The organism is Flavobacterium davisii, assembly GCF_019565505.1.
Classification (GTDB): domain Bacteria; phylum Bacteroidota; class Bacteroidia; order Flavobacteriales; family Flavobacteriaceae; genus Flavobacterium; species Flavobacterium davisii.
This window is the reverse complement of record NZ_CP067378.1, coordinates 753623-777942: the sequence shown is the minus strand read 5'-3', so window position 1 is coordinate 777942 and position 24320 is coordinate 753623. Positions and strand designations below refer to the sequence as shown.

The window sequence follows — 24320 nt, the reverse complement described above, 5'->3', positions numbered from 1 at the left end:
TCGGATATACAAGGTTATCTGATAGAGGTAACAAATACATCTTTTAAAGATCGATTTAATTTTGTTGGACATAACTTTTTTATACATTTATATCGTTTGCTTTTTTAAAATAGGATTTAACTTTGAGTTATTGTGTTTACTCTCTGTTTTTTTGAGTTCTATTCCATTTGTCTTATTGTTTAAACGATATTCCGAATTAGATTCAGGAAAAATACATTGGTTACAATATACTCTCTTAGTGCCTTCTTTTCATTTTTGGAGCGTCTTGCCGGTAAAGATTGTGTGGTATTTCTAACGTTAGTATTTATACTTTACAAATTAAAAAAGATGCAATTAAGTTGGAATATTTTAGTGGCGTTATTTTTCTTGTTTTTAGTGCGCCCTTACGTTGGAGTAATAGTATTGTTGTCTTTAGTGTTTGTTTTATTTGAAAAATATAAGAATATAATTAATAAAAAGTTTTGGATTCCAATTGTACTACTTTCTTTTTTTGGAGTAGTCTTTTTTATGACCCAATTTGTAAAATTGGAGTCTCTTAGTATTGAATCGATACTGTTGAAATTCGAAGGGTATCAAAATTATGTAGAAAAATACACCGACTCAAACTATTTAGCAGATCTGGGTTATATAGGGAGGGTGTTGATGTTGTTATGTTTGCCGTTGTTTTATAAAGTTGAAAATTTCTTTCAATTTATTAGTTCAATTGAAAATCTAATGCTCTTGTTGGTTGTTATCTATTTCTTTTTCAAAAAATTCTACAACCATACTAGAAATTGGTTTGAATTAGATACTAAATTTGCACTTTATACATCAATTTCGATATTTCTGTTTCTAAGCACTTATATCTATAATTTGGGTTTAGCTTCTAGAATGCGATTAATGTTTTATCCTCTGTTCTTTTATGTCATGGCGCAGAGTCTAAAAAAAGATAAACTAAATGAAAAAAAAAAAATAGTTAGGATAACTACAGTTCCTATCTCACTTGAAAAACTTTTAACTGGACAATTGACATATATGAGTCAGTTTTACGAAGTTATAGCTATTTCTTCTGAGAAGGAAAACCTAGTCAAGTTTGGGAAATCCAATCAACTGCCTGTTTTTTATCTGAATTTAACCCGTAAAATAACTCCTTTTTATGATTTGTATGCTATTTTTCGGTTAGTTGTTTTTTTGATAAAAACGAAACCTGAGATAGTGCATACCCATACCCCTAAAGCAGGTATGGTAGGGATGATAGCCTCTAAATTAGCAGGAGTACCCCATAGATTACATACAGTTGCTGGACTTCCGTTGATGGAAGCAGTAGGTGTAAAAAGAAAAATTTTAAATCTAGTAGAAAAAATAACTTACGTTTGTGCTACTAAAGTCTATCCAAACTCGAAAGGACTTGAAGAATTTATTTTGGAAAATAATTTTGCGCCAAAAGAAAAGATTAAAATTATAGGAAATGGGAGTTCAAATGGAATCAATACAGCATTTTTTGCTCCAGAACAAATTTCTAAAGAAGAAACCTTAAAGTTAAAAGCACAGTTAGATATTGCAAAAGATGATTTTGTTTTTATTTTTGTGGGGAGGTTAGTAAAAGATAAAGGAATTAATGAGTTGATTACTGCCTTTACCAATTTGAATTTAAGTAAAACAAAGTTATTGTTAGTAGGTCCGTTGGAATCTGATTTAGATCCTCTATTACCTGAAACTTTAACTGAAATTGAAGAAAATATAAATATTATAAATGTAGGCTACCAATCGGATGTAAGACCCTATTTTAAGGTTGCGAATTTGTTGGTTTTCCCTAGTTATCGTGAAGGTTTTCCGAATGTAGTGATGCAAGCTGGTGCTATGGGATTACCCGCTATTGTTTCTAATATTAATGGCTGTAACGAAATCATTGAAGAAGAAAAAAATGGGTTGATTATTCCAGTGAAGAATAGTAAAGCAATTGAAGAAGCAATGAGAAAAGTATACCAAGAAAAAAGTTTGTTTGACCAACTTAAATCAAATGCTCGTCAGATGATAGTTTCAAGATATGAGCAAAAAATAATTTGGGAAGCGATCCGAAATGAATATGAAAATTTAGAACATGTATAAATTTTTTTTAAAGAGATTGTTAGATTTCTTAGCAACACTCATAGGAATTGTAATTCTAAGTCCTTTTTTTGTCCTTGTTTTTGTTGGCTTGTTTATTGCAAATAAAGGGAATGTGTTTTTCGTGCAACCAAGACCAGGGAAAAATGGAAAAGTCTTTAAAATATATAAATTTAAAACAATGACGGATGAGCGTGATGCGAATGGTATACTTTTGCCAGATGCAGATCGATTAACTATTATAGGGAATCTAGTAAGAAAAACATCATTAGACGAAATACCTCAATTGTTTAATGTTTTAAAAGGAGATATGAGTCTAATTGGTCCAAGACCATTATTAACTCAATATCTGCATTTGTATAATGATTTTCAGAACAGAAGGCATGAGGTTAAACCAGGAATTACTGGTTGGGCTCAAGTAAACGGACGTAATGCCATATCATGGGATCAGAAATTTCAATATGATGTTTGGTATGTTGATAATATTTCGTTTTTAGTTGATATGAAAATTTTATTTTTGACATTTTTGAAAGTAATTAAAAAAGAAGGAATAAATGCCGTTGACTCGGCGACAATAGAACCATTTAATGGACAATAAGATAATATTATACGGAGCTAGTGGGCATTGTAAAGTAATAATAGATATTTTATTTGAAAACAAAATTCAAATAAAAACTATTGTTGATGATGTGGAAAAATTAAAAACTATTTTTGATTTTCCAATTATTAATTCTAGAAAATTTAAATTTCATCCTTCTGATAACTGCATAATAGCGATTGGTAATAATCTGACAAGAAAAAAAATTGCGGATACTCTAAATGTTAACTTTGTTATTGCTATTCATCCAAAAGCTATAATATCTAAATTTTCTAGTGTAGGTGAAGGGACGGTTATAATGGCTGGTGTAGTTTTAAATGCTCATGTTAAGGCTGGTAAACATTGTATTATAAATACTTCAGCATCTGTTGACCATGATTGTTGGATTGAAAATTATGTGCATATCTCACCAAATGCTTCACTGGCAGGAAATGTTTTTGTAGGAGAAGGAAGTCATATTGGTATTGGTGCTACCATTATACAAGGGATAAAAATAGGGAAATGGTCAACTATTGGTGCTGGAGCAGTTATCATAGAGGATGTTCCAGATTATGCTGTTGTTGTAGGAAATCCTCGGAAAAGTAATAAAATATAATTCAAATGAATAATACAAAAATATGGCTTTCTTCTCCTCATATGGGAGGGAATGAACAAAAGTATGTGAATGAAGCTTTTGAAACCAATTGGGTGGCGCCACTAGGGCCTAATGTGAATGGTTTTGAGCAAGACTTAGAAAAATACTTAGGTAAAAATTTGAGCGTTGCTGCCTTAAGTTCAGGAACAGCCGCTTTACATTTAGCTCTAATTCTTTTAGATATTAAAGCAGGTGATGAAGTAATCTGTCAGAGTATGACCTTTTCAGCTTCAGCAAATCCAATTGTGTACCAAGGAGCTACTCCTATTTTTGTGGACAGTGAATCAGAAACGTGGAATATGTGTCCAATTGCTTTAGAAGAAGCTATAAAAGATAGAATTTCTAAAGGAAAAAAACCAAAAGCAATTATTGCAGTTCATCTATATGGGATGCCATACAAGCACGATCAAATAAAAGAAATTTCTCAAAAATATCAAATTCCTGTTGTAGAAGATAGTGCAGAAGCATTAGGAAGTTCCTATAAAAAACAAAAATGTGGAACTTTAGGAGATATTAGTATACTGTCTTTTAATGGGAATAAAATTATTACAACCTCTGGGGGGAGCATTGGTAACAAATGATATGAATATTAAACAAAAAGCAGTGTTCCTTTCAACTCAAGCTCGTGATGACGCACCTCATTATCAGCATAGTCATATAGGTTATAATTATAGAATGAGTAATATCTGTGCAGGTATAGGACGTGGACAAATGGAAGTTTTAAACAAACATGTTGAGTTAAGGAGAGATATGAACCAGTTCTATAAGTCATTCTTTGTAAATATTCCAAATGTAATTGCTTTAAGTGAGCCAACGGACGATTTTTATTCCAATCATTGGTTAAGTGCGATTGTATTAGAGTCTTATGAACAAAGAGAAGCACTCCGTTTAGCATTTGAAAAAGCGGATATAGAAACTCGACCTTTATGGAAGCCTATGCACCTTCAGCCAATATTTAAATCCTATCCTTATTACGGAGCGAGAATATCAGAGGATTTATTTGAAAGAGGTTTATGTTTGCCTTCAGGATCTAATTTGACAGAAAGCGAAAAAGCAAGAATTTACTCGGAACTTCAATTATTTTTTCGGTAATTTGCAAGGTGAAAAAAATAAATAAAAATAATGTTCTTTAAAAGTGAGAAAATATCTAAATAAAAAAATTAACCATAAAATTTTATCTAAAATAAACTTAAGCAATATAGGCTATTTGCCTAGGTGGTTTGTTCTTTTTTAGATATTTTAGTTATTAGTTTTGCTACAGGATTGACTTACTATTTGTTTAAAGGGATCAATCTTAAATTTATAACAACTCAATATGAAGGAATCAAAATTCCGTTGTATTTTTTCGTTAATATTTTCTTTTTTGGATATTTAAAACCTATTCGGGAATTATTAGACACTCTTCCATTGTGGATGCGGTTAAAATTTTTTTCGCTCAATTTTTTTCCTTTTCCACATTAGTAATAATAGATGCTTTTAGTAAAACTTTCCTATATGTAGATCTCTATTTTACAACAGCCTTATTAGTAAACTCATTCATTGTTTTTTGTTTGCTTTTTTTTTTACAGAGTTTTAGTTAAAAAAATATTTGAAATCTATTTTTCTAATATTTTAGTAGGAAAACAAGAGGTGTTGCTTATTTATGGTTCAGATGCCAATGCTATCGCAGTAGCTAATGCCCTTTTGTCAGAAATACCGAAACGTTTTCATATAAAAGGTTTTATAGATAAATATCAATCTAATGATTCTAAAAGAGCATTAGGTCTACCTATATTCTGTGTTAAAGAAAATCTAGTAGAATTATTTGAAGAAAATGTAGTATCAGGATTGGTTATTGCAGATAAAAGTCTAACCAGAGAAGAACAAATTCAACTAGTAGATGAATGTTTAGAAATAGGTATAAAAGTGTTTACTGTACCTTTGGTTTCTGATTGGGAAGATCAAAAAGAAATTTCAAAAAAAATTAAGAATTTTGAGATAGAAGATCTATTAGATAGAAAACCTATAATTCTAAATAATAATGCTATTTCTTTAATCCATACAAATAAGACAGTTTTAATAACAGGGGCTGCGGGTTCCATAGGAAGTGAGATTGTTAGACAAGTAATAGATTTTAAACCAAATGTGTTGCTATTGATAGATCAAGCGGAGAGTCCTTTACATAATTTATTGATTGAGTTAGATAAGTATAATACGTCTTCTATTGAAATCATTGCTAAGGTAGCAGATATTAGAGATAAAGAACGGTTAGATATTATTTTTAAAAGATATTTACCTAATATTATTTATCATGCAGCGGCATATAAACATGTTCCATTAATGGAAGAGAATCCTTCACAAGCAATCTTTGTTAATGTTATGGGAACTAGTAATTTAGCTGATTTGGCAGTCCAATATAAAGTAGAACGTTTTGTAATGGTTTCAACAGATAAAGCTGTGAATCCAAGTAATGTAATGGGAGCAAGTAAAAGAATTGCAGAAAAGTATGTTCAATCATTACATTTTGAACTATTAAAAAGAATATTAAAACTACTAAATTCATAACAACCCGTTTTGGGAATGTTTTAGGGTCTAATGGATCGGTCGTTCCGTTATTTACAAAACAAATTTCAGAAGGAGGTCCCGTGACCATTACACACAAAGATATAATTCGATATTTTATGACTATTCCTGAAGCTTGTCAACTTGTCTTGGAGGCAGGAACTATGGGAAGTGGAGGTGAAATTTATATATTTGATATGGGGAAACCGGTTAAAATTTACAATCTAGCAGAAAAAATGATACGTTTAGCAGGTTTAATTCCAAATGTGGATGTACAAATAAAAGAAATAGGGCTAAGACCCGGTGAAAAATTGTACGAAGAATTATTGAAAGACGATTCAAAAACCTTGCCTACTCATCATGAAAAAATATTAGTAGCACAAGACGTAATAGAAGATTATGAAAGAGTAAAAGAAAATATTCAATTGTTAATTGATACTACTTTTAAATATTCTAATCACAATATCGTTAAATATATGAAAATGATTGTGCCAGAATTTAAAAGTTTAAATTCTGATTATGAAATTTTAGATAAAAATTGATATATGAGAGGTAAAATTTATTTAATTATTTTTGGAATAATTTCTTTTTTTGTATTAGGATGTTCACAACAAAAAAAGATAGCGTATTATTCGGATTTATCTAATAATTCGAATTTTGAAAGTGTAGTGTTTTTTGAGCCTAAAATACAACCAGATGATTTGTTACTAATTACAGTTTCTGCTCCAGATACTGAGGCAGCAGCTCCATTCAATTTAGAAAGTACCACGGCACCAAATGTTGGTAATCAAAGTGCACTCGGCCAGAGACAGCAACAATTGTATTTGGTAGATCAAAAAAATCAAATAGAATTTCCAGTTATAGGAACTTTAACTTTTGGAGGGTTAAAAAAGAAGAGGCAATTAATTTGTTGAAAAATAAATTAAAAGTATATATTAAGAATCCTATTGTGAACGTTCGTATAATGAATTTTAAGGTAAGCGTGATAGGAGAGGTAGCAAAACCGGGAACTTTCAATGTAGTTAGTGAGCGTATTACATTGCCTGAAGCATTAAGTTTAGCGGGTGATTTGACTATTTATGGTAAAAGAAATAATGTTTTGTTAATTAGAGAAAATGAAGGAAAAAAAACATATCATAGAATTGATTTGACAAAGTCTGATTTTATGAATTCAGCCTATTATTATTTAAAACAGAATGATTTAATTTATATAGAACCTAATAGAGCAAGAGCGAATGCGTCTACATTTAATCAAAATATACCCGTTTGGATTTCGTTGAGTTCTGTTCTTATATCACTAGTACTATTGTTTAAAAAATAATGATAAAATGCAAAATAATTTCATGCCCCAAGAAGAAAATGTTGATGAAATAAATATAAAACTAATATTAAATAAATTTTTAAGAAATTGGTATTGGTTTGTTTTTTTAGTTATAGTTTCTTTGTTTTTAGCAAAAATTTACTTACGTTATGAAACCTCTACATATAAAGCATCTACTACGGTATTAATAAAAGATAAAGAGTCAGGAGGGTTGGCATCTGAGCTTTCTGTTTTGGAGGACATCAGTAGCTTCGGAGGAGCTAAGAATAAAATTGATGACGAGATTGAAATTTTAAAATCTAGAAATATCATAAAAAAACCTTATTGTCAGGAGGTTTCAATATTAATTACTATGCTGTAGGTAGAATTAAATCAACTAATGTTTATGGGAAAAGTCCCATAAAAATTCTTTTTGAGAACAAAGAGAAGATAGATTTAGATACAAGTCTTGTAGTATCATTGAAAGGAACTCATAAATTTTTATTATACAATCAAAATAAAGATTTAATAGGAGAATATCGTTATAATCAAATCATTAAAAGTGAAAAATTAGGCAGTTTTATTATAGAGAGATTGTCTTTGTTAGAAGATGCTTTTGGGAAAGTAAAGTATTGTGATAAAGGAACTTATCGAATAGATATAAGAAATATTGATAAAGAAACTAATTCTCTTCAAAATAAGATAGTAGTTCAGCCACTGAATAAAAAAACGAATGTGGTAGAAATTACTTTTACTGATCCAGTACCACAAAGAGCTGTTGATTTCTTAGATAAACTAGTAGTAAACTATAATCAAGATGCTATCAATGATAAGAATTTGATATCAGAAAAAACGGCAAAATTCATTAATGATCGTCTAGCTATCGTTACAGAAGAATTACAAGGGGTTGAGAAAAATATAGAAAAATATAAAAAAAATAACGATCTGACTGATATTACTGCTGAAGTAGAATTGGATTTGAAAACAGCATCTGCATTTAATACAGAACAAGTTTCTGTTGGTACTCAGCTTACTGTAATAAATATGATGATCGCTCAACTGAAGAGTGATAAGACAGATGTTCTACCTATAAATTTAATCCCTTCTGATAATGCGTCAGCGGCTGGTTTAATCAATGAGTTTAATATGTTAGTTATTGAACGTAATAGATTATTAAAAAGTGCAACATCTGATAATCCGAATATAGAAAAATTAAATGATCGTATTTTAACTCTAAAAGGTTCTATTGCTCAAAGTTTATCAAAACAAAAATCAGCTTTAGAATTTAAAAATAATGATTTACTAGGAGAACGCAATTCATTAAATTCAAAATTAAATAAGATTCCAAAGTTAGAAAGAGAATATAGAGGTATATTTCGTCAACAACAGATAAAAGAGGAGTTGTATCTGTATTTATTTAAGAAAAGAGAAGAAACAGCCATTACCTTGGCAGCTACTGCACCCAATTCGAAAATAATAGATAAAGCTTATGCTTTAGAAAATCCTATTTCACCAAAACCCTTGATTATTTATTTTGTTGCAATTTTAGTTGGTTTATTCATCCCATTTGTAATTATTTATCTAAAAGATTTATTAAATACAAAGGTTCAAACAAAAGCAGATTTAGATAAATTAGGAATTCCATTCCTTGGGGATGTACCTCATTCTGACTCTCATCAAGAAATTATTCAATTAGAGAGTCGAACAAGTGCGGCCGAAGCAATGCGTATTGTACGAACTAATCTTGAATTTATTCTAAATTCAAAAGTAGAAACCAATGCTAAAACTATTTTCTTAACTTCTACGTTGCCAGCAGAAGGGAAAACTTTCATTACTGTAAACCTTGCGGGTACTGTAGCCTTGACAGGGAAAAAAGTTTTATTGATAGGCTTAGATATTAGAAATCCACGATTAGATGATTATTTACAATTGCCAAACAGAGGAGTGACAAATTATCTTACAACGCCTAATCAAGCAATTGAGGATTATATAATCAAATTGCCTAATTACGATTGTTTTGATGTTCTTCCTGCGGGTGTTATTCCGCCTAATCCAGCAGAATTATTAATGAGTAGGAAATTAGAGGAAATGTTTGATTATTTGAAAGAAAAATATGAGTATATAATAGTTGATACAGCTCCTGTAAGTTTAGTAACTGATACTTTGCTTATTGCAAAAAATGCCGATGCCTTTATTTATGTAGTTAGAGCTAAATATTTAGAAAAAGAATTGTTAAAAATTCCAAGTTCTATTTATAGAGAGGGTAAATTACCTAATATGTCTATGGTCTTGAATGATACTGATGTAATAAATGGATATGGATATGGATATGGATATGGACAAGAGGTAAAAGAGAAAACTTTTTGGGAAAAAATTAGAGATTTATTTATTCTGAAATAGAATCAAAAGTATTTTTTTTAGTATTAATAGTTTGACAGAAATATTAATTGAATTAAAAAAATAATGACCGATTTTTTAATCTTATTAGATGTAAGGTTAAATGGAATAAAAAAATGATGATTATTGATGAATTATAAATAAGTTTGATGATATGTGAAAATGATCAGTATATGATTAGACTATATCTAAAAATATCAATAGATTTAAACTTAAATTAGATAAAAATGAGCTCAACAAGACATTGAGCTCATTTTTTTTAAACTTAAAAACTTTTTGTATATTCAATAAGGGAAGTGTACTTAGGTATATTTAGAATAATACAAATACTTTTTTTTCAAAAAAATAAAGACTTGTATTTAAAGAAATGAACCTCGAAATAGATCAAAAAGAGCCAAAAATGAGGTTTTCATTTGAAAATATGTCTAATACCATTTAATCTTTGAATTTTCTTTTTAAAAATAGTACATCTACAAAAGCAACAAAAATTAGTGTTGGTTCTCGATGCGCTTCGCGCTCGAACTAGCGGTGATTTCAATTATATACTCGATCGTCTGTTCGATTTCTTTTGAAAATGAAAAAAGCGTATCGAGAACTTCATTTTTTATCCAATATATTATAAGTTTAAATGGTATAAAATAACATATTTAAGTAGCTTTTAATGGCAAATGTCACTTTTTAGTATCCATGATGATTTTGATAGTTTTACAAGGAACGGGTGTCTTACCGTGACGCTTTCAACCCTATTTTCGAACTAAATAGATTCAAAAAGATCAAAATTGATTTTCAATTTCGGTCTTTTTATCCATTTTTGGGTTGATGTGGTTTTACTTCTGAATGTGCCTTAAATACCGATATTAAAAAGGATGGATTTTTAGTCATCCTTTTATATCGTATAAATTATAAAATTATTGCTAGTTGGTTGCTCCTCGGTAGAGGAAACCTTCTCTTTAATTTTACAGGGCAATATAAGTGTTAAAAAGTGAAAAATTACCAACTATTTTTGAATACATTACCTCAAATTTAATATCTAATTTTTATAATGTAATTCTTTATTTGGTCATAGTTAATTCTTTTTGAATAATCTATAAAAGGTTTTTCTATAATTTTATAAGATAAAAAACTAATTAAAACGACAATAGGAGTTATAAAGAAAATGATGCTGCAAAATTTTATAGGAGACATTTTTTCGGCTTCTTCTAGACCATAATAAAAAAACATTACGATAAAAATGATGATTCCATGAATTAAATAGGTACTATATGAAATATCACCTAAAAACTTTAATGTAGTATTTTTTAAAATTCCAAAAATATTATTACCTAAAGCAATTAAATTGAAAACTATTATTATTAGGAATTTACAAATATAGTTGTTAGAAGTGTCAAAAAGTAAAATTAATCCTAGACATACTAGAATTATTAAACTGAAAAAAGAGGAATTAAAATTTACTTTTTTTGTATTATACTTAATGATGAAAGGGGGGATTATACCACCTAAGAAAGAAAGTAAATGCGGAATGTTCAAACCGTGAATTTTAAAGAAAGATAGGACGAACAAGAAGCTAATTGCAGTATAAAAAAAAGAAGTTCTTTTTTGAATATTAAAATAGAAATGAGTGGAAGACTAAAATAAAAGAGCCACTCGTAAGGAAGAGACCAGACAACCCCCGCGTTTATTATATGTGTATATGATAAATTATTGATGATTGGACTCTCTAAAATGGTGAAAGTTATCCATTCCAGTAATTCTCTTATAAGATGAAAAGGAGAAACATTGAGTTGCCAATTACTTATTATGAATATAATTAAGACTAATGGAAAGATAGATACTAGATACATTGGAACTAGTCTAAAAAAACGAGATATGAATATAATGTTCCAGTTAATTTTTTGATTTTTTGAATTTAATAATTTCGTCACAAATAAAAAGGAGGTGATCATAAAGAATAAAGAAACGCTTGTTTGGCCCAATTGATTATATAAGTTTGATTTTGGGGCTTCCCAAGATTTTATTTGTAAATATTGAAACCATATTGATGAATGATGTATAAAAACACCTATAGCTAGAAAGCCTCTTATTCCATCTATTGTTTCATATCTTGTGTTGTCATTTGTTATTTTATAATTTAAATTTATTAAATAAGCTGTTGCAAAGGCAATGAGGAAGATTATAATGGCAAAAAAAGGATTCAAAGGATTCATTTTATCATAAGTAGGTTTTAAGAAACAGGATACAGTTTATGTTATACGTATATTTTGTTAATAGTAATAAATATGGTTTAATTTATTTTTACTTAAGAAAATGCAAAAAAAATGATTCTCAATAATAAAAATAAATGCATTAGGGGAAATAGGAATTGCTGAATATTATATTTTAAAGAAATTATTATTTCGAATGGCCTCTTTAAGAGCATCCGTATTTTTTATTTCTATTTTTGATTGAAAAGCAGTTAAATGTCTTTCGTGATGTACATCACTTCCTGCAAAATCAATTAATCCCTCTTTTAATAATTGATCCGCTATATTTTTTACCTCTTTTCCATAATATCCAACTGTAGATAATAGGTTTAATTGAAACTTACATCCAGCATTTTTTAGCTTTTTGTAGGAATCAAATTGCTGATGATAAAATAAATAACGTTCAGGATGTGCTAATATGGGAGTGTATCCTGCCACTTGTAGGTCAAATAAAATATCATATAAGTTGATAGGAGCATTTAAATAAGACATTTCGACTAAAACATATTGCTCCTTTAGAGTATGAACTTCCTTTTTTTTGAAAAGAGAAACAAAATGATCATCCATTAAGTATTCTGAAGCAAAATTCATAGTAACAAATAACTCTTTTTTATTCAATTCTTTAATGGTATTGTTATAATTGGTAGCTATAGATTCATAAGTATTATCATAATAACCAGCAAAAGTATGGGGTGTTGCCATAAATTGTACAAATCCATAATCAGACAAAGTAGTTATTAACTGTATGGTATCCTCTATATTCTTGGCTCCGTCATCAATTCCGGTAGTATATGGGAATGTAGATCAATAAAATTTTCTGTAAATTCTTTTAAATAAGGCTTTGATTTGGTAAAAAACAGCATAGATTTTTTAATTTCTTTATGTTTTACAAAGGTACGTATTTAGATAGTCTTTACATAATGATAATTTTTCTTTTTATTGTATTTAATAGTATATTTTATTAAGTTGCGCTTTTTAAATAAAATGTATGAATACTCCTAAAGACGATAATTGGAATCAGATTATTACAGCAAAATCTTCATTTTTTGATTTGAATTTAAAAGAAGTTTGGGCGTATCGTGATTTATTAATTTTATTTGTGAAACGGGATGTGGTTACAGTTTACAAACAAACGATATTAGGTCCTTTATGGTACTTGATTCAGCCATTGTTTACAGCTGTAACGTTTACTGTTATTTTTAATAATGTAGCGGGGATAAAAACAGGTGAAACTCCTCCTTTTTTGTTTAATTTGGCGGGTATTATAATTTGGAACTATTTCACGACTTGTTTGACGGAAACGTCAGACACCTTTAAGAAAAACGCAGCTATATTTGGTAAAGTTTATTTTCCTAGAGTGATTATGCCTCTGTCTACAGTAGTGACTAATTTATTAAAATTAGGTATTCAATTATTAATTTTTTTAGGATTCTATTTCTATTATGTATTCAATGGAATGTCATTAACACTAAGTAGAACTTTGTTGTTATTCCCTTTTTAGTAGCTTTAATGGGCTTTTTAGGATTGGCATTAGGAATGATTATTTCTTCATTGGTGACTAAATATAGAGATTTATCTTTTTAGTAAACTTTGGAACTCAACTACTCATGTACGTTTCAGCTGTAATTTATCCTATAGAGTTAATTCAACAAAAGTTTCCACAATATGCTTGGCTGGTAGCATACAATCCTTTAGCATACATCGTAGAAGCTTCTCGTTTCATTTTACTAGATGAAGGGAGTATTTCAATAGAGGGAATGCTTTATACAATCCTTATAACTTTAATGCTTTTTTTATTCGGATTGTTGATTTTTAATAAAACAGAAAAGAATTTTATAGATACAGTTTGAATCATAAATTTTGTTTATAATTAGAAGATTTTCACTCATAAATTATTTTAATCCATGGGTTCACATAACGTAATATTAAAAATAGAGAATTTGTCAAAACAATATCGATTAGGGACTGTTGGGACAGGTACGATTAGTCATGATTTGAATCGTTGGTGGTATAAAATTCGTGGTAAAGAAGACCCTTATTTAAAAGTGGGGGAAACCAATGATCGAAAGTCTAAAGGAACCAGTGATTATGTTTGGGCTTTGAAGGATATAAATTTTGAAGTACAGAAAGGGGAGGTGTTAGGTATTATAGGTAAAAATGGAGCAGGGAAATCAACTCTTTTGAAAATATTATCCAAAGTAACAGCTCCATCTACAGGAGTAATAAAGTCAAGAGGAAGAATTGCTTCTTTGTTGGAAGTAGGAACGGGATTTAATCCAGAACTCACAGGTCGTGAAAATATTTATTTGAACGGTGCTATTTTAGGAATGACCAAAGCAGAAATTACCTCTAAGTTAGATGAAATTATTGCTTTTAGTGGGTGTGAGCGTTATATTGATACACCAACCAAGCGCTATAGTAGTGGAATGACCGTTCGATTAGCTTTTGCTGTAGCCGCTTTCTTAGAACCTGAAATATTGGTAGTTGATGAAGTTTTAGCTGTAGGAGATGCAGAATTTCAGCAAAAAGCCATCGGTAAAATGCAAGATATAGCTCAAGGACAAGGAAGAACTGTTTTGTTTGTAAGTCATGATATGTCTGCGATAAAAAAATTATGTAAAAAAGTAATTTTATTAGAACAAGGAACTGTTAAAATGATTGGTGATACTGATACAATCATTTCAGAATATTTAAAAGTAAGCTTTGATTCAAAAATTAACTTTCCACTACTTACTTTTGATAAACGTTTGATACTTAAAAATGCTTATATATCTAATTCTGTATTTGAAAATATAGATTTAGTAGATTTTAATACAGGATTTAAAATAGTTACTCATTTAGAAACGTTTGGATTTAGAGGTTCATTAATAGTAGAATATAAATTATATAATTATGAAGACAAGATTTTAACTACTGGTTCTACTTATCTTATGGCAGAAGAAGTTGTTTTAAATGAAGATGGTTGTTTTCAGATTACCTGTGACTTTTCAGATATTAATTATGTTCCAAGTAAATATTTTGTTTCTGTAATTGTGATGGATGCAATTGCTGAATCGAAGTATACTATTTTTGATAAATTATTATATTTTGAAGTAATTAAAAGTGAAGCCTATAAGATTAAGCAAGAATTCAAGCCAAGACTTCATGGATTACATATATTACCTCAACGTTGGACTATTCAAAAAATATAGTTAGAAGCATGAAAAAAAAAATATTGCTTTTTTCTCCAGTTAGAAAATCACATGAAATAGTAGCATTACATCTCCGTTCTTTATTAGATTTAGATGTTGCGGAATTTAATTTTACATATTCTTTTTTTGATGATAATTTAGATCCAAAAAGTAGTGTTTTGTTACAAGAATTTGTTTCTCAACAAGACAACGCTTTATTGTTGAACACTATTTTTGAAATAGAACCCGATATAGAAGAACGAAAGGAAAGATGGGAATTAGATTTATATAATAGAATTACTCTGATAAAAGACAGAGCTATCCAATACTTTTTAAGAGAGGATTATGATTTTTTATTTTTTGTAGATGCTGATTTAGTTTTGCATCCACAAACGATAAACCATTTATTTCATGCTAAGAAAGATTTTATAGCAGAGATATTTTGGACACATTTTTCGTACGCAGCCTCTTATATGCCCAATTGTTGGGATAAAGATGGTAATCCATTAGATAGAATGATGAGTTATAGAATACCGGGCACCTACGAAGTAGGGTTTACAGGAGCTTGTACTTTATTAACTCGTAAAATTTTATCTTCAGGTGTTCGATTTCAAAGCATAAAAAACATGACTTGGTTAGGTGAAGATAAACATTTTTGTACTCGTGCAGCTGTAATGGATTTTGATATTTTTATTAATACAGAATCTCCAGCATTTCATATTTATAGCCCCAGATTAGTTTTTCAAGCCAAACAGTTTATAGATTCTGGTTATTCTTTAGTCTATCTACAAGATTGGTTAAATGATAACTGGATTCAAAAAATAGAAACTTGGTATAAAGCAAATGCTTATAAAAAACCATTAATTGCTAAGATTAAAACTCGTATAAAAAAATGGATAAAATACAAGAATTAACTTTTCGAGGTTTATGACCACATTTGCAATAGCTATTTATTATTTTGATTGAAAAATGAGTTTGTATCTTAGATTTCATTTTTGAAAATGCTAATGTAGTCGTATATGCTTTTATGCTTTATACAGTTTTGTTTTTTTTTAGACTTTTAAAAGAATTCATTTAGCCTATTTATTAGATCTATCAATAACCTTATTTGTAAAAAAAAATATTAAGATGATTTTTTACAGTGTCTTGATGATTCAAATTTGGATTATAGGAAAATTATTGATTTTTAATAATCTAATTATAGACTATTTTTAATGGATCTTTTATGCTTTTTTTAAAGAGTTCGTTAGTAATGTTTTTGAAAATGAAGTAGTTGTCGTTTTTTGGGATACTGAGCTAGCTTTTTTTTTTATTTAAAAGATGAATTATAGATTTTTTTAATATTCACATCTATTTAAAAATGTTAATGAAGACATAAGTTTTTTGGTTCAATTTTTACTTGTAGTTTACTTTTCATTGTATTTCATTATCTAGTAGAAAGATTTATTAGATTTTATTGATGAAAATAATAATAGAAATAGAAAAGTTAGATTTGATTAATGGATTTAATAAAATATAAGTATACTTGTAGTGTATAAAAAAGGGTTGATGAAAATTTTACTTTGTTTCGGAACTAGACCAGAAGCTATAAAAATGGCACCATTGTATCATAAATTAAAAGAAAAAGCATTTGAAGTAAAAGTTTGTGTTACAGCACAACACAGACAAATGTTAGATCAGGTCTTAGATTTTTTTGAAATTATTCCAGACTATGATTTGAATCTAATGGTACCCAATCAAAGTTTAAACCAATTATGTGCTAACATATTGCAATATATTGATCCTGTTTTAGAAAAGGAAGCCCCTAATATGGTGTTAGTCCATGGAGATACAACTACTTCAACCATGGTAGCATTAGCTGCTTTCAATAGACAGATAAAAATTGGACATGTAGAAGCAGGTTTAAGAACATATCATAAATATTCTCCATTTCCAGAGGAATTAAATAGACAAATAACAGCTAAGTTAGCTGATTATCATTTTGCTCCAACACCACAATCAGTTTCTAATTTACATTTAGAAATGGTTCATCAAGAAAATGTTTTTGAGGTAGGTAATTCTATAATCGACGCATTAAAATGGGCGGTGAATAAAATTAAGATAGGCTACGAAAATGAAGCCATATTTGAATTAAAAAAACAACTAGATTTAACTAAAAAAATATTGTTGGTTACTGGACATAGAAGGGAAAATTTTGGAGAAGGATTAGTTCAGATTTGCCAAGCATTGTTAGTACTGGCTCAAAGATCTGATGTACAAATTGTTTATTCCGTTCATTTAAACCCTAATGTTTTGGAACCCGTTACTTCTATGTTAGGAAACCAGCCTAATATTTTATTAATAAAGCCTGCGGAATATCCTTTATTTATTTGGTTGATGGAACAATCATTTATGATAATATCAGATTCAGGAGGAGTTCAAGAAGAAGCACTAACATTAGGAAAACCTATTCTTGTTACAAGAACTTTTACAGAACGAGTAGAAGGGGTGGCAGCGGGGATGTCATTTTTAGTAGGAACAAATACAGATTTAATAATAGAACAAGCTACTAAAATATTAGATACTTTTCAAAAATTTTCCTCCTCAATAAATCCATATGGAGATGGAGCTACGGCCTGTAGAATAGTGAAACAATTACAAAAAATAAATGAATAAATTAAGGATATATGACTCTTTATAAATGAATATAAGCCTTATAGATAAATTAGTTTTAATTCTATTCTTATAGTTTTTGAAAGTTAACCATTTAAAATAATTATAAAAAAAATATTCATGTCAATTATATTAGTTACCGGAGGAGCAGGAAATGTTGCAAGTGCTTTAGTAGACAAGCTTGCAGAAGACAGTTCAAATTATATAGTTGTTGTAGATAACTTGTCAACAGGATCTTTAAACAAAATTCCGAAAAAAGACAATATAAAATTTATAAAAGCAAATTGTAATGTTTATAACGATATTGTACCCATTTTCGGACGCTACAATTTTAATTATGTCTTTCATTATGCAGCTGTAGTAGGCGTAAAGAGAACATTAGCAAATCCCATTTCCGTTTTAGATGACATAGAAGGAATTAAAAATATTTTGAGTTTGTCTAAAAACTCAGGAGTTGAGCGTGTGTTTTTTTCAAGTTCTTCAGAGGTATATGGAGAGCCTATTGAAATTCCCCAAAATGAAAAGACAACACCGTTGAATTCAAGATTACCTTATGCGATAGTGAAAAATGTAGGAGAAGCATTTTTTAAATCATATCAACAAGAATATGGTTTAAATTATACCATTTTTAGATTTTTTAATACTTATGGCCCCAATCAGAGCGAAGATTTTGTAGTTGCTCGTTTTTTGAAAGCAGCATTAAAAAATGAAACCATTTACATCTATGGCGATGGTATGCAAACCCGTTCTTTTTGTTATGTAGAAGACAATATAGAAACATGTGTAAAAATATTAAATCAAGGTCTTTGTCTGAACGATGTAATTAATATTGGAAGTCATAAAGAACAAACAATCCTATCATTAGCACAAGAAATTATTCAATATACTCAATCTTCTAGCGAAATAGTGTTTTTACCCGCGTTACCTGAAGGCGATATGGCCAGAAGATGTCCAGATAATTCAAAGATGCTATCTATATTAAATAAAGATTTAATCACCCTAGAAGAAGGAGTGGCTAAATTAATAGCCTTTTATAAAAAATCTAATGAGTATGCGTTTAGGAAATAATCCCACAAAAATAGGAAAACTAGTAGAACGAACTGTTTGTGATCATCGTGTCATAATTCCTTTACATATTCCAAATGAAGAGGACTATTACAAAGATACATATCGCATTTTTGAACTTTGTTTATATTCCGTTCGTAAAACAACACATTCACCGTTAAAAATTTCAGTAGTCAGTAATGGAAGCTCAGTAACGATTAATCAACGTTTGAACATCCTATATTCTAAAGGTTATATAGATGAATTGATTATTGAACGTGAAGGAATAGGCAAAGTGAATAGTATTTTAAAATCACTGCGTACTGCAGAAGAACGTTTAATAACTATTACAGATGCTGATGTTCTATTCAAAAACGGTTGGGAAGACAAGGTTTTACAAATTTTTGAATCCTTCCCAAAAGCAGGAGCAGTAAGTCCAGTTCCTGTTTTTAGAAAGCATTTTGAACTTACCCATAATATTTGGTTTGATTATTTCTTTAATTCAAAATTACAATTCGAACCTGTGACTAATGAAGAAGAATTAGAAATGTTTGCTAAAAGTTTAGGATGGTTATGGCTAGAACCCACATGGAAAGACACTATTTTAAAATTACAGGCAACAAATGGAATAAAAGCGGTAGTAGGTTGCCCTCATTTTTGCGCTACCTACAAAAGAGAAGTATTTGAAAATTTGCCCAAAGAAAACAGTATTTACAAAATCTTGGGCGATAGTGAATATAAATATACAGACTTACCCGTTTTAAAAAATGACGGATATCGTTTGTCTACAGATGATAATTTTGCCTTTCATTTAGGTAATATATTTGAACCCCGGATGCAAGAGCGTTTTAATGCTTTATATGAAGAAGTTCCTATTTATCGTTCCTATACTCATCTACCATTACTCAAAAGAAATAAAGTAGCTTTTTATGTTAAACAAATTCTATTTAAACGAATTTTAAAAAAAACAATATTTACTCGATATGCTTTTCAAAAAAAAGGATTAACTCAAGAACAAATACTTAATTTTATGGGAAATGATTATGATTAACGAATTAAAAAAACTATACAAAAAAATCTTTGTTAAAGAATTACCTATGTATCAAAAAATTGATAGTTTTTGGGTACAGTATGTTGATAAAAAGAGTATAAAAAACCGATTTGAATTTTTTAAGCAAATATGTGATGGAAAAGATATAATTCATTTTGGATGTAATGATTGGCCCATTTTTAAACCGGACTATAATTTACATATTTTTCTGTCAAAAGTAACTCGATCCATTCACGGTTTTGATGTAGATGTAGATGGTATTGAGCATTTAAAAGCTTACGTAGATCAACCTTATTTTTCAAATTTTAACGATTTAAAAGAGAATCGTTACGATATATGTATAGTCCCAGAAACTATTGAGCATGTGGATAATGTTCGAACTTTTTTAGAAGGAATAGAAAGTGTAAACGCTCAAACGTTTTATATTACCGCACCAAATTGTTTTTCTAAACGTCATATACATCGTAATCATTATGAAGAGGATTCTTTTATAGAGATAGTACACCCTGATCATAATTATTGGTTTAGCCCATTTACACTAAAAAATGTTATTCAGAAGTATACCTCATTAGAAGTAGAAGAAGTAATCTTATTAGAAGGAGATACTATGGTTTGTTGTAAAGCAATAAAAAGAATGGTTAAAATAAAAAAAATAGTAAAACTTTTTATAGGTTATTACCATTTATTATCATTTAACTTTAAATTGATTCGAGTCTTACCTGATGTTGAAGTTATTTTCTTTTTTCCGTATTATCATACTGGTGGTGCTGAAAGAGTACATGCGGCTATATTAGAGGCAATATATCCTAAGAAATGTATTGTTTTTTTTACCAAGGCTTCAGCAACTTCTAATATGCTTCCTTCTTTTACCCAATTTGCTTGTTGTTTAGAACTTAATGATATACTAAATAAAAAAAATACTAGGTTAATACGGTTATTAACTTCATGTATTGCAAATAAAATAAATTCAAGTAAAAGCATTACAAAAGTTTTTGGTTCCAATTCGGATTATTACTATGAAGTCTTGCCATTTATAAGTTCCAATATCAAAAAGTTTGATTTATTTCATGCTTTTAGTAAAGATGATTATCGAGAAAAAATGATTATTGATAGTGCTCGTTCTATTACCACAAGAGTTGTAATTAATGAGGTTGCTAAAACTGTTATTACGAATTATTATTTGAGAGCTGGAATATCCTCTTGTACTTCCCATATTCAGGTTATTTCTAATGGCGTTGCTATTCCATCTGAAGTTGCAGTAAAGTCTATAAATAAAATACGAGTTGGTTTTATTGGTAGATGGTCTGACGAAAAACGACCCGAACTTTTTTTGAAAGCCTCTCAACTTGTTAAACAAAAATATCCTGAAACTATATTTTATATGGCAGGTAGTGGTGTTAGTCTAAAAAAAGATTTGGTTTTGTCTTATGGAGTTGAACCTTTAGGAGATATTCGTGATTTTGAAGTATTAAAAACATTATATTTATCTACCTCTTTTTTGGTTTTAACATCTGTTTATGAAGGTTTTCCAATGGTTTTTATGGAAGGGATGAGTTTTGGCTGTATTCCTATTACTACAAATGTAGGGGGTATAAAAATTCATGTTATAGAGGGTGTTACAGGATATTTAATAGAAGAATTAGAAGAAGAAAAAATTATAAATACCCTAGTAGCTCATTTGTCCCACTTACTTGAACATCCTGAATTAATAGCCGAATTAAGCGCTAATTGTAGACACTATGCAGCTGAGCATTTTTCGATTGAACAATTTAATGAAACATATAAATTACTTTTCAATTAAATGAAAATCCTACTAGTTTCCATACCCAACCATCATTTTTTTCAATGGGCAAACCAGTTAAAAAACAGTGGATACCAAGTACACTGGTTTGATATTACAGATGGTGCAGGATTTGCAGATAAAATTAGTTGGGTAAAACAATATCCAAGGTTGGAAAATCAAATGGAACTATCCATTTCGACAAAAAATTAAAAAATATTTACCAAGTTTTTATTCCACTATTCAAAAAAATAATGAGCGATCTGTAATTACTGTTTTTTCACAACTAATCAATCAAATACAACCAGATATTATTCATATATTTGAAATGCAATTAGCAGGGTACCCTATCTTTTCCGTATTAAAAAAAAATAATACCATTCCTTTAGTGTATTCCTCATGGGGTAGTGATTTATTTCAGTATGAACGTCTAGGGCTTGAGACTTCTTTTGTACAGCAATTCTTAAATCGAGTAGATTATTTAATCACAGATTGTGGTAGAGATTATGAAAAAGCATTACAACTAGGCTTTAAATCCAATTTTTTAGGTGTTTATCCGGGTAATGGAGGAATTGATTATCCTAAAGAATCAATCTTGGCTGTTGAAACTCGAACAACTATAATGATCAAAGGTTACCAAGATGGAGTAGGGAAAGCTCTAGTTATATTGAAAGCTATTGAAAAATATATTCCAACTCTATTCAAAAAATATGATTTGTTAGTATATAGTGCAGATGCCGTTGTTGTAGATTATTTACACTCAAAACCTTTATTTAATCAAGAAAAAGTACAAATTTTCGCTAGAAAAAAATACATACCTAATGCCGTTTTGTTAGATTTTATGGGTAAAAGTGCACTACATTTAGCCAATAGTTTATCTGATGGAATGCCTAATGCTCTCTTAGAAGCAATGGGGATGGGAGCTTTTCCTATTCAGTCTAACCCCGGTGGCGCAACAGAAGAAGTAATTCAAAATGGACAAAATGGATTTTTAATTCAAGATCCAGAGAATGAGGAAGAAATAGCTAATTTAATTTTAAAAGCACTACAAGATCTTCAGTTGCGTAAAAATGCCCAAGAAGTAAATATAATTAATGCTAATTGCCGTTATGATAGAGCTTTTCTTCAATCAAAAATAGTAGATTTGTATCTTCAAATATCGAATGAATGGAGTTCTCGTACCTCATAGTAACACATAATCGAACAGATGATTTAAACAAAACGTTATCAGTTTTAAAACAAACTATTGATTTGAAAATTGAAGAAGTTTTAGTTTATATTGACGCTTGTCCTGAAACAGAAATCTTAAAAAAGAATTCGAATGGGTAAAGTGGTACTCTGGTAAAAAACGAATATCCGCCTCACCCGCTAGAGCTTTTTTATACCCCCATGCTATGGGGAAATATCTAATTGGATTAGACGATGATGCTCATTTAATTTCAACAAATTACAAGGAACAAATACGAACTTTGTTTGCAACTTCAGTTATTGGAATATTGGCATTTAAGGAAATAAAAGGGATTTTTAAAACAGATCAAGTTGCCCTAGATTCTTATCAAGAACCTGTTCAAATGTATGAAACAAATGAATTTATAGGATGCGGATTTGCTATAAAAAAAACAGTTTATGAAAAAACGAAAGGATTTCCTGTATGGGTCGATATTTATGGAGAAGAAACCTGTCTATCCTTAGAAGTATTAAATTTAGGCTATGAAATATGGTATACCAATCAAATCATAGTAAATCATCGGGTAGATTTCATTAAGAGAAAAAAACAAGGAAAAAATTATTATCGTTTTCAAAAACAGTTGCAAAACTCTTTCTTTATTTTTTTAAACTATTATCCGCAACCCATCGTACCTATTTTAAAGTTATTATTTCATAATTTTAAAAAATATGCACTACATGACGTGATGTTTTTTAAGCTTTATTGTAAAGCATTAAAACATATTTTTATAAATTATAAAAAGAAGAAACAATTTAGAAAACCGATGGCTGTTTCTACAATCCGAAAAATAAGAGAAGTTAAATCTTTAACGTATTAATTATACTATTCAATCGTTGTTTTAGCCAGTTTATTTTATAAGTTTTAGCGTGCATTGGCTTCACTAAAAAGATATTTGGAGAGATAAAATGGAGATGTTAACTTAATACTTACAAAAGCCAACATTTTGTTTTTATTTGTAAGTATTAATTTTAAAAATAGAACGATCCTCAACTTGTCTTGAATGTAAAAAAATATTACATTTCGTAAATTCTTTGAAAATATTGTTTAATTAACCTCTATCCTAAAAAGAAACAGAGTTTATACCATTTAGATAAGAGGATTATTGTTATAGAGGAGTCTCATAAAATAAATAAAATTATGATTAGTATTGTTATCCGAAATAAAAATGAAGCTAAGTTACTTGAACGAATTTTGAAAATTTTGACAAAGTTTTATCATGATGATATAGATGAAATTATTCGAATGATAATAGTGTTGAAATAGCAAAAAGTTATAAATGTAAAATCATTTTTATAGATAAATTTACTTATGGAAAAGCAATTAATATGGGGATTGAGTCAGCAAAAAATAACGTTGTTTTGTTATTAAGTGCTCATGTAATTCCTATGGGAATAGCTTTTTTAAAAATTCTCTTTCTTTTGTTCAAAATAAAAAAAAAGTGGGCAGGCGTTCGTTTTATTAATTCTGCAAAAAATTTTGAACGTGCATTAGAATACGATTTTGAAGTTAAGAAGCCATTGGATTTTGGATTGATGGCGGCATGTTGTTTGGTTTCTAAAGAAGTTTGGGGAAGAAGTAAAATTTGACGATTCTTTACCAT

The 24320-nt window shown here is 29.2% G+C and carries 22 protein-coding genes and 3 pseudogenes; 22 read left to right on the top strand and 3 right to left on the bottom strand.

Annotated elements, in window-relative coordinates; genetic code table 11:
• The first annotated feature begins 327 nt into the window (after window positions 1-327).
• The 10 genes and pseudogenes from JJC05_RS03880 (at window position 328) to JJC05_RS03850 (ending at window position 9558) form a co-directional block, all read left to right on the top strand.
• Window positions 328-2088, top strand: a complete 1761-nt coding sequence (locus JJC05_RS03880) for a glycosyltransferase family 4 protein (protein WP_309597415.1) — start codon at window positions 328-330, stop codon at window positions 2086-2088.
• Entirely contained in the window at window positions 2081-2683 is a 603-nt protein-coding gene (locus JJC05_RS03875) for a sugar transferase (protein WP_235878252.1), read from the top strand. The genes JJC05_RS03880 and JJC05_RS03875 overlap by 8 nt, the downstream gene beginning before the upstream one ends.
• 1 nt (window position 2684) lies before the next feature.
• Window positions 2685-3278, top strand: coding sequence for an acetyltransferase (locus JJC05_RS03870; RefSeq protein ID WP_235878798.1), 594 nt, complete (start codon window positions 2685-2687; stop codon window positions 3276-3278).
• Between the two features lie 5 nt (window positions 3279-3283).
• Window positions 3284-4409, top strand: a pseudogene (locus JJC05_RS03865) (aminotransferase class I/II-fold pyridoxal phosphate-dependent enzyme).
• A 540-nt stretch (window positions 4410-4949) separates the two neighbouring features.
• On the top strand, window positions 4950-5861 hold the full coding sequence (locus tag JJC05_RS17965) for an SDR family NAD(P)-dependent oxidoreductase (protein WP_309597414.1): 912 nt from the start codon (window positions 4950-4952) through the stop codon (window positions 5859-5861).
• Entirely contained in the window at window positions 5828-6400 is a 573-nt protein-coding gene (locus tag JJC05_RS17960) for a polysaccharide biosynthesis protein (protein ID WP_309597458.1), read from the top strand. Before JJC05_RS17965 ends, JJC05_RS17960 begins: the two co-directional genes overlap by 34 nt.
• 3 nt (window positions 6401-6403) lie before the next feature.
• Entirely contained in the window at window positions 6404-6772 is a 369-nt protein-coding gene (locus JJC05_RS16625; RefSeq protein WP_258929481.1) for a polysaccharide biosynthesis/export family protein, read from the top strand.
• A 35-nt stretch (window positions 6773-6807) separates the two neighbouring features.
• Window positions 6808-7179 (top strand): polysaccharide biosynthesis/export family protein, encoded by a 372-nt coding sequence (locus JJC05_RS16620; RefSeq protein WP_258929480.1) that lies wholly within the window; start codon window positions 6808-6810, stop codon window positions 7177-7179.
• A gap of 7 nt (window positions 7180-7186) precedes the next feature.
• Window positions 7187-7540 carry a Wzz/FepE/Etk N-terminal domain-containing protein gene (locus JJC05_RS16615; protein ID WP_258929479.1) on the top strand — a complete coding sequence of 118 codons (354 nt, stop codon included), beginning with the start codon at window positions 7187-7189 and terminating at the stop codon, window positions 7538-7540.
• Window positions 7504-9558, top strand: a complete 2055-nt coding sequence (locus tag JJC05_RS03850) for a GumC family protein (RefSeq protein ID WP_258929478.1) — start codon at window positions 7504-7506, stop codon at window positions 9556-9558. Before JJC05_RS16615 ends, JJC05_RS03850 begins: the two co-directional genes overlap by 37 nt.
• 1020 nt (window positions 9559-10578) lie before the next feature.
• Here JJC05_RS03850 and JJC05_RS03845 read toward each other — a convergent pair.
• The 3 genes from JJC05_RS03845 to JJC05_RS03835 form a co-directional block, all read right to left on the bottom strand.
• A complete protein-coding gene (locus JJC05_RS03845; protein WP_235878250.1) occupies window positions 10579-11082 on the bottom strand; it encodes an acyltransferase family protein in 504 nt (167 codons plus the stop codon).
• The gene (locus tag JJC05_RS18685; RefSeq protein WP_235878248.1) at window positions 11079-11759 is read right to left on the bottom strand and encodes an acyltransferase family protein; all 681 of its coding nucleotides are present in this window, start codon (window positions 11757-11759) and stop codon (window positions 11079-11081) included. Before JJC05_RS18685 ends, JJC05_RS03845 begins: the two co-directional genes overlap by 4 nt.
• Window positions 11760-11924: 165 nt before the next feature.
• Window positions 11925-12524: a tyrosine-protein phosphatase gene (locus tag JJC05_RS03835; RefSeq protein WP_309597413.1), complete on the bottom strand. Its 600-nt coding sequence runs from the start codon at window positions 12522-12524 to the stop codon at window positions 11925-11927.
• A gap of 259 nt (window positions 12525-12783) precedes the next feature.
• On the opposite strand from JJC05_RS03835, the pseudogene JJC05_RS03830 reads away from it, so the two are divergent.
• The 12 genes and pseudogenes from JJC05_RS03830 to JJC05_RS03780 all read left to right on the top strand — a co-directional run.
• Window positions 12784-13645, top strand: a pseudogene (locus tag JJC05_RS03830) (ABC transporter permease).
• 54 nt (window positions 13646-13699) lie between these two features.
• Window positions 13700-14986, top strand: coding sequence for an ABC transporter ATP-binding protein (locus JJC05_RS03825; RefSeq protein WP_105196981.1), 1287 nt, complete (start codon window positions 13700-13702; stop codon window positions 14984-14986).
• An 8-nt stretch (window positions 14987-14994) separates the two neighbouring features.
• Entirely contained in the window at window positions 14995-15879 is an 885-nt protein-coding gene (locus JJC05_RS03820; RefSeq protein WP_105196982.1) for a hypothetical protein, read from the top strand.
• Window positions 15880-16513: 634 nt separating this feature from the next.
• The gene (gene wecB, locus JJC05_RS03815) at window positions 16514-17620 is read left to right on the top strand and encodes a non-hydrolyzing UDP-N-acetylglucosamine 2-epimerase (RefSeq protein ID WP_105196983.1); all 1107 of its coding nucleotides are present in this window, start codon (window positions 16514-16516) and stop codon (window positions 17618-17620) included.
• Between the two features lie 117 nt (window positions 17621-17737).
• Window positions 17738-18685: an NAD-dependent epimerase/dehydratase family protein gene (locus JJC05_RS03810; RefSeq protein ID WP_105196984.1), complete on the top strand. Its 948-nt coding sequence runs from the start codon at window positions 17738-17740 to the stop codon at window positions 18683-18685.
• Complete coding sequence (locus tag JJC05_RS03805; protein ID WP_235878247.1) at window positions 18669-19712, top strand: glycosyltransferase; 1044 nt, start codon at window positions 18669-18671, stop codon at window positions 19710-19712. Before JJC05_RS03810 ends, JJC05_RS03805 begins: the two co-directional genes overlap by 17 nt.
• Complete coding sequence (locus JJC05_RS03800; protein WP_235878246.1) at window positions 19705-21513, top strand: glycosyltransferase; 1809 nt, start codon at window positions 19705-19707, stop codon at window positions 21511-21513. Before JJC05_RS03805 ends, JJC05_RS03800 begins: the two co-directional genes overlap by 8 nt.
• Window positions 21514-21705: a hypothetical protein gene (locus JJC05_RS16610; RefSeq protein ID WP_258929477.1), complete on the top strand. Its 192-nt coding sequence runs from the start codon at window positions 21514-21516 to the stop codon at window positions 21703-21705.
• Between the two features lie 115 nt (window positions 21706-21820).
• Window positions 21821-22681, top strand: a complete 861-nt coding sequence (locus tag JJC05_RS03795; protein WP_258929476.1) for a glycosyltransferase — start codon at window positions 21821-21823, stop codon at window positions 22679-22681.
• Window positions 22660-22821: a glycosyltransferase family 2 protein gene (locus JJC05_RS03790; protein ID WP_235878245.1), complete on the top strand. Its 162-nt coding sequence runs from the start codon at window positions 22660-22662 to the stop codon at window positions 22819-22821. The genes JJC05_RS03795 and JJC05_RS03790 overlap by 22 nt, the downstream gene beginning before the upstream one ends.
• A gap of 65 nt (window positions 22822-22886) precedes the next feature.
• Window positions 22887-23537 carry a glycosyltransferase family 2 protein gene (locus JJC05_RS03785; protein WP_235878244.1) on the top strand — a complete coding sequence of 217 codons (651 nt, stop codon included), beginning with the start codon at window positions 22887-22889 and terminating at the stop codon, window positions 23535-23537.
• Between the two features lie 430 nt (window positions 23538-23967).
• Window positions 23968-24306: pseudogene (locus JJC05_RS03780) on the top strand (hypothetical protein); the annotation flags it as partial.
• Window positions 24307-24320 lie beyond the last annotated feature (14 nt).